Raw genomic sequence first — 1,781 nt, forward strand, 5'->3', positions numbered from 1 at the left:
AAAGTAGCAGCTATTGCAGCGGGATTGGGACAGTTAATTGCTAATATAATTCTTAGCATTGCAACACAACAGATGGGGGCAATTGTATTTATGTCTGCATGCACAGTGATTTCGTTTGGTTTGTTTTATATGATTATAGAACTCCATAAGTATTATTATTTACGTAAGCATATAGAAGATGGAGGGAAAATACGTATAGGCTTTTAAAGAGGATTTGTTGGATTTCAAGTGTATAATCGCATTCTTCTTATGGAAGCCATTCACGAGACTTATAGCAATAAAAGATGTATAAGTGGAAGAGTATATTCTAGTAAAACATCTGAAGGAATGGAAATTAGGTTTGTTCTTATTAATGATAAGATTATAACTGTTTATCCAATTTATTAAAGAATGTGAGGTACTCAAAAATGAAAGTAACTACTCAGCCCATAGTTAAAAATGCAAGACAATATAGAGGTAATTGCCAAGAAGCACTCCCCCTAAGTTTCAAATGAAATTAAATGATTGAATATTTATATTTAAATAATCGACTATTCATGCTTTAATATTTCTATGTACATAACTGGGATAATTAGGAATTTATATTTAATATGTTTTAAGAAAGGGGAATGTTTTTTTTATGGAAACTCCAGAAAATCAATTTAAACGTGCACTTAATCCTTGGTTCTCCATTTGGACAAAACCACGTGATACAATGAAAGAAATTTTTATATCCAAACCTAAGAATGTGTTTTTACTCATTTTATTAGGCTCATTCGTACAGACTTTAGATCGAGCATCTTCTAAAAATGTGGCGGATTCAATAAGTAGTCCATTTTCAATAATCTCAATAGTTATATTCGGTACCTTCATTGTTTTCTTAACTTATTATTTTTTGCTACCAGCGTTATTTAATTGGGTGGCAAAAAAACTTGGTGGACAAGGTACCTTTGAAAAAACACGTTACTCAGTTGCCTATTCTTATATCCCTTACGTTTATTCTCTTATATTAGTTTGGTTGCCTTCATTTTTCTTGTTTGGGATAGAAAACTTTACGAGTGAGACACCGAAAATGGATAGTAGCATAACTTTAACGATTTTGTTTCTTATTTTTGCCATAATTGATGTAGTTATTGGAATTTGGACAATCATTATTTCCTTAAAATGTTTAGGAGAAGCACACCAATTTTCAGCATGGAAAGCATTATTAACAATAATAGTGTCCTTTATGATTATCATTCTTCCTTTGGTAATAATAGTATTTCTTATAGTAGGGGTTATAACCCTTTAATAATTTATTTGCTTCTTATTTATCCAAACGTTTTCTACGCGCTGTTAGTAATATTGACTTGCTGCGGTGTACTAGTGGTTAACACGTGAAAATAGAGATATAAAAGAATTATCGTAACTACTCAGCCAGTAGTTACAAATGAAATATATATAAAGTGACAAAAAATGAAGACCTAGATTCTTTAAAAATAGAATTATCAAAAGAACTAGAAATTGTAGCAACATTTTTAGAAAACGATATCCAAGGGATTCCAGTTAAATGGTGGTTACAAAAAATCGATGAAGTATTAAATAATTTAAAAGAATATAATGAATTTCAAGGTACATTATGTGCAATTCAAGTAAAAAAGGATGAAACTATACTTGTAGATTTATATTCTATCCATGATCCTAATATATGTAAGATTGAAACAACTGAACTTAGAAATTTAATTGAGGTTTGGGGCAAGCACAAAAAATGTATAAAAATAATAACTAAAAAATTAACTTTTATAAAAACATTTAAATAAAAA

Annotated in this window: 2 protein-coding genes and 1 pseudogene; all 3 read left to right on the forward strand. The window is 29.4% G+C overall.

Annotated elements, in window-relative coordinates; all coding sequences use genetic code 11:
• Nucleotides 1–207, forward strand: a pseudogene (locus V7038_RS09650) (hypothetical protein); the annotation flags it as partial.
• A 412-nt stretch (nucleotides 208–619) separates the two neighbouring features.
• Entirely contained in the window at nucleotides 620–1,270 is a 651-nt protein-coding gene (locus tag V7038_RS09655; RefSeq protein WP_335469967.1) for a Yip1 family protein, read from the forward strand.
• Nucleotides 1,271–1,424: 154 nt separating this feature from the next.
• Nucleotides 1,425–1,778 carry a hypothetical protein gene (locus V7038_RS09660; RefSeq protein WP_141558705.1) on the forward strand — a complete coding sequence of 118 codons (354 nt, stop codon included), beginning with the start codon at nucleotides 1,425–1,427 and terminating at the stop codon, nucleotides 1,776–1,778.
• The last annotated feature ends 3 nt before the right edge of the window (nucleotides 1,779–1,781 follow it).

The sequence above is a fragment of the Bacillus sp. JJ783 genome, from assembly GCF_036963225.1.
Lineage (GTDB): Bacteria > Bacillota > Bacilli > Bacillales > Bacillaceae_G > Bacillus_A > Bacillus_A cereus_U.